Source organism: Actinosynnema sp. NPDC023658, from assembly GCF_040639995.1.
Taxonomy (GTDB): Bacteria; Actinomycetota; Actinomycetes; order Mycobacteriales; family Pseudonocardiaceae; genus Actinosynnema.
Genome location: NZ_JBFAAX010000185.1, coordinates 1 through 8,267, shown reverse-complemented (window position 1 = coordinate 8,267; position 8,267 = coordinate 1). Strand labels below are relative to the sequence as shown.

General features: G+C 73.8%; 10 protein-coding genes. 6 read left to right on the top strand and 4 right to left on the bottom strand.

The window, feature by feature from the left end:
• On the bottom strand, positions 1-639 hold a 639-nt coding region (locus AB0G02_RS19835; protein ID WP_360796326.1), incomplete at its 3' end, for a helix-turn-helix domain-containing protein.
• Between the two features lie 78 nt (positions 640-717).
• Here AB0G02_RS19835 and AB0G02_RS19830 point away from each other — a divergent pair.
• Positions 718-1,152 carry a hypothetical protein gene (locus AB0G02_RS19830; RefSeq protein WP_360796323.1) on the top strand — a complete coding sequence of 145 codons (435 nt, stop codon included), beginning with the start codon at positions 718-720 and terminating at the stop codon, positions 1,150-1,152.
• Positions 1,149-1,784, top strand: coding sequence for a GTP cyclohydrolase I FolE (gene folE, locus AB0G02_RS19825; protein ID WP_360796320.1), 636 nt, complete (start codon positions 1,149-1,151; stop codon positions 1,782-1,784). The genes AB0G02_RS19830 and folE overlap by 4 nt, the downstream gene beginning before the upstream one ends.
• Positions 1,785-2,086: 302 nt before the next feature.
• On the opposite strand, the gene AB0G02_RS19820 is transcribed toward folE, so the two are convergent.
• The gene (locus AB0G02_RS19820; RefSeq protein ID WP_360796317.1) at positions 2,087-2,719 is read right to left on the bottom strand and encodes a TetR/AcrR family transcriptional regulator; all 633 of its coding nucleotides are present in this window, start codon (positions 2,717-2,719) and stop codon (positions 2,087-2,089) included.
• Positions 2,720-2,805: 86 nt separating this feature from the next.
• Here AB0G02_RS19820 and AB0G02_RS19815 point away from each other — a divergent pair, with 86 nt between their 5' ends.
• From AB0G02_RS19815 to AB0G02_RS19800, 4 genes are read left to right on the top strand one after another with little or no spacing between them, the layout of a single operon-like run.
• Positions 2,806-3,282: a nuclear transport factor 2 family protein gene (locus AB0G02_RS19815; protein WP_360796314.1), complete on the top strand. Its 477-nt coding sequence runs from the start codon at positions 2,806-2,808 to the stop codon at positions 3,280-3,282.
• A 23-nt stretch (positions 3,283-3,305) separates the two neighbouring features.
• Positions 3,306-3,773: a DUF3237 domain-containing protein gene (locus AB0G02_RS19810; RefSeq protein ID WP_360796311.1), complete on the top strand. Its 468-nt coding sequence runs from the start codon at positions 3,306-3,308 to the stop codon at positions 3,771-3,773.
• Between the two features lie 53 nt (positions 3,774-3,826).
• Positions 3,827-4,354 carry a hypothetical protein gene (locus AB0G02_RS19805; RefSeq protein WP_360796308.1) on the top strand — a complete coding sequence of 176 codons (528 nt, stop codon included), beginning with the start codon at positions 3,827-3,829 and terminating at the stop codon, positions 4,352-4,354.
• Complete coding sequence (locus tag AB0G02_RS19800; protein ID WP_360796305.1) at positions 4,355-5,074, top strand: hypothetical protein; 720 nt, start codon at positions 4,355-4,357, stop codon at positions 5,072-5,074.
• Positions 5,075-5,108: 34 nt separating this feature from the next.
• Here AB0G02_RS19800 and AB0G02_RS19795 read toward each other — a convergent pair whose 3' ends face one another.
• Entirely contained in the window at positions 5,109-6,893 is a 1,785-nt protein-coding gene (locus tag AB0G02_RS19795; protein WP_360796303.1) for an ABC transporter ATP-binding protein, read from the bottom strand.
• A partial coding sequence (locus AB0G02_RS19790) for an ABC transporter ATP-binding protein (protein ID WP_360796300.1) occupies positions 6,890-8,267 on the bottom strand: 1,378 nt, incomplete at its 5' end. The genes AB0G02_RS19795 and AB0G02_RS19790, both read right to left, overlap by 4 nt.

Below are 8,267 nucleotides of genomic sequence, written 5' to 3'. Positions count from 1 at the left end.
GTCGCCGGCGGCGAGGCCGTCGAGCAGCCCGTCCAGCAGGCACAGGTTCATGCCGCACACGAGCTCGGTGTGCTGCCGGGCGAGCGTGTGGAACGGGCAGTTGCCCAGGACGACCGAGGCGCCGGACGCGCGGGGCTCGAACCCGAAGCTCTCCAGCGCCCGCAGCGCGGCGAGCCGACCGTCGTCGGCGTCCCGGCTGGTCCGGCCCACGTCGCGGCCCAGTTCCCGGCCGAGGTCGCGGGCGCGTCGGCGCAGCACGGTGCCCGGTGCTTCGCCGGACGTGTCGGCCTCGGAGAGGGCGTCGGCGAGCAGCAGCGCGGCCAGCTCGTAGCGCCGGTCGGGCAGGGAGACCGCGATCTGCTCCGCCGAGCGCCGGTACAGCTTGGCCGGTCGTCCGGCGCCGGGTCCGCTGCGCCCGGTGCGGCGCTCGTGGACGACCTCCAGCAGCCCTTCGGAGACCAGCCGGTCGAGGTGGAACGCGACCGTCGTGCGCGGGATCCCGACCGCCTCGGCGGCCTCGTCCCGGCTCACCGGGGAGGGGCTGCGCACCACGAAGTCGTACAGCCGCCGCCGGGTCGGCTCGTCGAGCGCCGCGACGGCGGAGACGTGCGACGCCCACGACGGATCGGCTTCGACCATTTCTAAAACCAACTTCCGTTGACGAAACTCGCTGAGGACTTCTAAGGTTAGCCGAAGTTGTCGATAGAAGGAGGGGTCATGGCCACCGAGGTGTCAGGCGTCCGGTCGACGGGCGCCGTGCTGCGATCCAACCCGGCCTACCAGGCGTTCCTCGCCCTGCGGACGGTGTTCACGGTCGCGCCCGTGCTGTTCGGGCTCGACAAGTTCGCCAACCTGCTCGTCGACTGGACCACCTACCTGGCCCCCTGGATCGACGGGATCGTGCCGGGCGACGCGCAGGCGGCGATGTACGCCGTGGGCGTGGTGGAGGTCGTGGCGGGTGTCGTGGTGGCGATCGCGCCGCGGTTCGGCGCTCCGCTGGTCGCGGTCTGGCTGGCGGGCATCATCGTCGACCTGCTGACCGGTCCCGGCTTCTACGACGTCGCGCTGCGGGACTTCGGCCTGCTCGTGGCCGCCGTGGCGCTGGCCCGGCTGGCGACGGTGTACGCACCGGGCCGCGGACCGGCGGCATGAGCGCGCCTTCCACTCAACGGCCCCCCGCCGCGCCGGGTCACCCGTCACCGCGGTTGCAGGTGGTCCACGGGCGCGGCGGGGTGGACGTGGAGGCCGCGCGGCGGGCGGTGACCGACCTGCTGGTGGCGTTGGGCCGGGATCCGGGTTCGGAGCACCTGGCCGACACCCCGGCGCGCGTCGCGCACGCCTACGCCGAGCTGCTGACCCCGCGCGAGTTCGACCTGACGACCTTCCCCAACGACGAGGGCTACGACGAGCTGGTGCTCGTGCGGGGGATCCCGGTGCAGTCGCTGTGCGAGCACCACCTCCTGCCGTTCCACGGCGTCGCCCACGTCGGCTACCTGCCGGGCGAGCGCATCCTGGGGCTGTCGAAGCTGGCCCGCGTGGTCGAGCTGTTCGCCCGCGACCTCCAGGTGCAGGAGCGGTTGACCAAGCAGGTCGCGGACTGGTTGCGGGAGCACCTGGCGCCGCAGGGCGTCGGAGTGGTGATCGAGGCCGAGCACATGTGCATGTCGTTGCGCGGCGTGAGGGCTCCCGGCTCCCGCACCGTGACCTCGACCCTGCACGGCCTGTTGCGCGAGGACGCCCGGTCGCGGCAGGAGTTCTTCGCCCTCGCGGGCGTCCACCAGTAGGCGGGCCGAGCCCTCCGCCACCGCCGTGACGACGACGGTGCACGGGACGCACAGGGCGGTCCGGGAGTGCGTCCGGCGTGGACATCGACGTCCCCTTCGCCGCCGGAACGCGTGGCCCTCGTGCAAGCAGTTCGCGATCGGCTCGCCGTGGCCAGCCGACCTCAACTCCGGCACGGAGGTCCCCGGGACCAGTACAACGCCCTCGGCGCGCGCCACGGCTGCACGACCCCGTTCCCCCCTCTACAACTGTGCCGACGGCTGGACCGACAAGTCCGACTGCGCTCCGAGCTCGGGGATCCCGGTCACGGGGCGGGCGTGAGGAACCCCTCGACCACGCGGCGGACCGTGTCCACGACTTCGTCGTCCCCCAGCCGCAGGGCGGTGTTCGCGGCGATGAGCACCGCGTCGATCTGGAACGCCACCACGTCGGCGTCGAGGTCCGCTCGGGCGGTGTGCCGCACTTCCGCGGCGATGAGGGCACGCCAGTCGCGCTGGTGGCGGAACAGCGTGTCGCGGACCGCTCCCGGTCGGCTGTCGAAGTCGGCCAGGTTCGCCGCCCAGAAGCAGCCGCCCGCGAACAGCGGGGAGCGGGCGTACTCGATCCACCCCTCGACCAGCGCCCGCAACCGCGCCGCGCCGGGGGCCGCCGACGCCAGGGCCGGGCTGATGACGGCGTCGAGGAACAGGTCGCGGGCGAACTCGGCCGTCGCGACCTGCAAGTCGTCCTTGGTCCTGAAGAGGGTCTGGATCCCGCTCTTGCTCAGCCCGAGGTCGGCGGCCAGCCGACCGAAGCTGAGCCCGTTGAGCCCTTCCAGCGACGCGACGTCGACGGCCTGGCGCAGGATCGTCCGCCGCGACCGCGTGCCCCGCAGCAGGCGCCCGTCCGACACCGCCGCGTCCGGCGCACCGGTCGCGTCCCGCGTGGGCTCGCTCATCGTCTCTCCCTCTTGTTGCCCGACGAGAAGTATGCGTACGATCGACCGTACGTAAAGTTTACCAGCGCAGACGGAGGCGTGACGCCGTGGACGGGCATCGCATGTACGAGCTGGCGCAGTCCCTCGCCCTCGCCAAGAGCCGGCAGGACGTGGGCGCGGCCATGCGGCTGTTCCACCGGGACGTGGTGCTGCACACGCCCGCCTTCGGGAGGACCGCGCGGGGGTTGGCCGCGAACGAGAAGGCGCTGACGAGGTTCTTCACCGCCTTCCCGGACTACGAGGTGACCCTGCACGGTCACGCGCACAACGATGACACCCTGGTCTGCTGGGGCACGGCGCGCATGACGATGACGACCCGGGCGTTCGGCGTGACGCCCAACGGAGACCGGGCCGAGCTGCCGGTGTTCCTGCAGTTCACCTTCGCGGACGACCTGATCGTCGGTGAGCGGTTCCTCTTCGACCTGGCGACCCTCTGCGCCCAGTCCGGCGTCTCCACCGACGAGGTGCGCCGGAAGCTGTTCGGGGACGCCGTGGCGGCGGGTGCCCGCGGTGGTGGCGGGTGAGCGCCGACCCGAGGGTGCGAGCGGTGCCCGACCTCGACACTGAGTTCCTCTTCGACCTGGTCGTGGACCTGCACCCGCGGCTGGACATCGGGGACGGCCCGTTCGGCCGGCGGATCCTGTTCGGGGCTTCCGGCGGGTCCTTCGAGGGGCCGGAGCTGCGCGGCGGGCTGGAGGCCGGCGGCGGCGACTGGGCGCTGTTCCGCCCCGACGGGGCGATGGCGCTCGACGTCCGGCTGACCCTGCGCACGCACGACGACGCGCTGATCCACATGACCTACGGCGGCCGGTGGGTCGTCCCGCCCGCGCTGCGGGCCGACCTGGCCCACCCGGTCAAGCGGCACCAGGTCGATCCCACCCGCTACTACTTCCGCACCACCCCGCTGTTCGAGACGGGCGCGGAGCGGTACGCGTGGCTGAACGACATCGTCTGCGTCGGGTCGGGTTACGTGGTCGAGGCGGGGATCGCCTACAAGGTCTGGCGGGTCCGGTGAGGGGCGGCCGAGTGCTCGACGGGCGTGGTCGGGGGAGTGGTGTCGCGACAGCGGTGGCCGTGCTGCTCGTGGTGGCCGCGTGCGGGACGCAGGACCCGACGGCGACGCCGTCCGCGCCCGTCGCGGGCACGACGTCCACCCCCGCGCAACGCCCGGTGTTCGACCCGGCGAGGACGTTCTCCTCCGAGGGCGTGCGGCTGCCGCCGGCCGTGACCTCGGACGTGCGGGACTCCACGTCGAAGACCGTGGCCGCGCCGCACGTGCTGCTGCGTGGCCGGACGGCCTGGGCGGCGACCTCGGACGCGCTGCTGGCGTTCGACGCGGAGTCGGGCGAGACCCGGGCCGAGATCAGGCCGGAGAGGGCTTCGACGGAGGTCGTCTCCGACGGCACCCGCACCGACCTGGAGCCGCCGCGGGTGGTGGCGGTGTCGGGGAGGGCGCTGGTCGTGCAGACCTTCGCCGTGACGGTCGAGGGTCGGGGCACCACCGCGGCACGCGCCGCGATCGAGGTGGTCGCGGCCGACGCGGACGCGGCCGGGTTGGCGTGGCGGCAGGTGGTGGACGTGCCCGCCGGGTTCTAGGTGCCGGACGGCTCGGTGCTGCGCACCGCGGTGGTGGGCGTCGACGGCTCCACCGCCGTCGTGCGGCTGGCGACCGGCAACTCCCGCACCGGCGACGGCTCGGTCGGCACCCTGGCGGTTGACCTGGCCGCCCGCGAGGCGGCCTGGGTCCAGTCGGGCCTCGACCCGCTGGCGGTGGTCGGGGGACTGGTCGCCGGGCTGCTGGACGACCCCCGCGACCAGGCACTGCAGGCCCGGCGCGTCGCGGACGGGTCGACGGTCTGGTCCAAGGACGTCGAGGCCGCGCAGGCGGTGCCGGCCGGGCCGGAGCTGCTGCTGGTCCACGGCCTGCGGGGCAGGGAGTTCGGCGCGGTCACCGGCGTGCGGGTCGTCGACGGCGGCGAGGTGGACGTGCGGCTCCCGGCGAAGGCCCGGGGCCTGCCCCGGTACTGCGCCCACGACGGGCGGTCCGTCGCGGTCTGCGTCAACTCGACGGTGTTCGGCCTCGACCCGGCGTCCGGGGAGGTGCTGTGGTCGCTGGCCGACGACCCGGACCGGCTCCCGCTGCGGGTGACCGGGGCGTGGCACGGCCTGGTCTACGGGGACACCGGTCGGAACGGCCCCGTCGTCCTGGACGCCCGCACCGGCGAGGACGTCGGGACCTCGCCCGGCGCGGCTCCGTATTGGACGGACGGCCGGTACGCGGTCACCGACGACGAGGTCGTCCCGGTCACCGGCTGACCGGGCCACGCCCGGCGCTGTCGCGTGTGGACGGTCAGCGGTACGCCTCCGCCTGGAGCGCGAACAACTCCGCGTAGAGGCCCGCCGCGGCCATGAGCGCGGCGTGGTCGCCGGTCTCCACCACCCGGCCGTCCCGCACCACGATGATCAGGTCGGCCGTGCGGACCGTGGAGAACCGGTGGGACACGAAGACCGTGATCCCGCCCGTCCGGCCGGCGACCCGCTTGGCGTGCTCGGCGTACCGCTGGAACAGGACGTGCTCCGCCTCGGGGTCCAACGCCGACGTCGGCTCGTCCAGGACCAGCAGCAGCGGGGCCTCCCGCATCATGGCCCGGCCCAGCGCCAGCTTCTGCCACTGTCCGCCGGACAGCTCCGCGCCGTCGGTGTAGCTCTTGCCGAGCGGGGTGTCCAGGCCGTCGGGCAGGCCGTCCACCACGTCGGTGCCGTCGGCGCGCTCCAGCGCCTCGCGGACGGCCCGCTCCGAGGACAACCGGGGCAGGTCCCCGAGCCCGACCACGTGCCGGGCCGGCAGCTCGTACCGGACGAAGTCCTGGAACCCGGCCGCGATCCGCGTGCGCCACTCGTCGACCGGCATCCCGTGCAGGTCCGCGCCGTCGACGAGGATCCGGCCGCGCGACGGCCGGTAGAACCCGCAGAGCAACTTGACCAGCGTCGACTTGCCCGCGCCGTTCTCACCGACGATCGCGACGGTGGCGCCGGCCGGGAGGCGGAGGTCGACCTCGTGCAGCACCGGCACGTCCGTCCCCGGATAGGTGAACGCCACCCCGACCAGCACGATCCCGCCGTGCAGCCGTCGCGGCGGAGAAGTGCGCTCCGGAGCGGGTCCGGCCGAGGTCACGGACGCGGTGACCTCGGTGAGGCGCCGGTACGCGCCGGCCATCCGCTGCAGGTCCTGCAGGAGCGTGACGGCGGTGGCGACCTGCTGGTTGACCTGGGCGGCGAGCACGATCACCAGCACGACGTCACCGACACCGCGCCGCCCGGCGATCGCGTCGCGCACCACGAGCAGCACGCCCCCGATGTACGCGAGTGCGAAGACGATCTGCCCCGCCGCGCGGACCCACGTCGCGGTCAAGTGCGCGCGCCACAGCCCGTGCGTCGCCGTCTCCCACAGCCGGTCGTGCCGGGCGCGCAGCTCGTCCCGCACACCGGACACCCGCAGCTCCCCGGCCAGGCGGGCGGACGTGGCCAGGTGGAACAGGTTCAGCGCGGTCCTGGTCGGCTCGGCGGTCGTCGTCCTGGCCCCGTCGAGCACCCGTTCGGCCACGCGGCCGGCGAGCAGGGGCGGCACCGCGGCGACGGGGAGGAGCAGCAACCACGGGTTCTGCACGGCCAGCAGGACGGCGGTGAGCACCACGGCGAGGACGAGGCCGAGCCCGTTGAGCAACGCCTCCAGGCCCGTCCGGAAATGCCTGCCCTCCTGCCGCAGCACGGTCCACGTGTCGGCGTCCTCGGCCCGCTCGTGGTGCTCGATGCCGGCCGACCCGTTCGACACCTCGATCACGCGTTCGTCGAAGTCCAGCTCGGCCAGCTCGGAGAGCTCGTAGTAGGCCAGGTGGGCGAAGTGCGAGAGGGCCAGCACCATCACCGCCAGCACGGCGACGGTCACGCCGGCGAGCACCGCGCGCCCCGGTGCGCCCGCCACGACCTCGCGGGTCATCCAGCCGAGCGCGGCGGCCAGCAGGGGAGCGGCGAGGGCGCCGGCCGTCATCAGGACCACGGCCAGCGCCGTCTTGCGCCGGTTCAACCGCCACGCCGTCGCGATCACGGTCCACGCGCCGGTCAGGAGGACCCTCATCCGACCGCTCCTCCGACCTGGTCGACGAACCGGTCGGCCTGCAACCGGAACAGCTCCGCGTACCGCCCGCCGCGGGCCAGCAGGTCCGCGTGCGAGCCCTGCTCGCCGACCCGGCCGTGCTCCAGGACGACGATGAGGTCGGCGTGCCGGACGGTCGAGAACCGGTGCGAGATCAGCAGGGTCGTCGCACCCCGGGCGAGGCCGGCGAACTCCTCGAAGAACCCGGCCTCCGCGCGCACGTCCAGGCTGGCCGTCGGTTCGTCCAGCACCACGACCCGCGAACCGTGGCGCAGCGCGAACAACGCCCGCGCCAGCGCGACGCGCTGCCACTGGCCGCCGGACAGCTCCGCCCCGTCGGTGAGGTGCCTCGCCAGCGGCGTGTCCAGCCCGCGGGGCAGGCGGGCCACGGCCTCACCGAGGCCGACCGACTCGACCACCTCGCGGATCGCCGCCCTGTCGTCCAGGAAGTCGACCGCCCCCAGCCCGACGTTGTCCGCGACGGACGACTCGTACCGGACGAACTCCTGGAAGATCACGCTCAGCCTGGCCCGCCACTCCTCGACCGGGAACGCGCGGATGTCCACGCCGTCCAACGTGATCCGGCCCGCGGTCGGCTCGTAGAGCCTGGCGAGCAGCTTGACCAGCGTGGTCTTGCCGGCGCCGTTCACGCCGACGACGGCCGTGCAGCGGCCGACCGGGATCGTGAGGTCCAGCCCGTCGAAGACCACCCGCGACTGGCCGGGGTAGCGGAAACCGACCTGCTCGAACCGGATGGCGCCGACCGGCTCGGGCACCGTCGGCCGCCGCGCGGGCACGAGGTGCACCTCGCGGGCCTCGACGGGCCCGGCGCGCTCGTCGTCCACCTGCTCGGCGTCGACGTGCTGGGAGAACCGCCGCACCGCGTCGTAGGCCTTCATGCCGATCGCGGTCGGCAGGTCCGCTTCCGGGTAGTGCTCGGCCAGCCTCAGCAGGGCCAGGGTCGCCGTCGAGACGAGGACGAACCCGGTGAGCGTCATCTCGTGCGCCGTCGCCCCGACCACCGCGAAGACCACGCCCACGACCACCAGGCCCACCACCGAGTACCGGACGAACGGCCACAGGTAGATGCGCCTGCGCTCGGCCCACAGCGGTTCGAGGAAGCGCAGGTAGGTGTCCCGCAGGCGTTGCCGGAGCCAACCGACCAGCCCGAAGACCCGGATCTCCTTGCCCGCCGCGGCTCCGCCGGCCAGCTCGCGCAGGTAGTCGATCTCGCGCAGGTCCGCGGCGAGCAGGGACCGGGACCGGGCGTACCGGCGCAGCCCGCCGCGCTGGCCGTGGCGGAACAGCAGCACGGTGACGACCAGCGCCACCGCCGCCGGCCACGAGAACGCCACC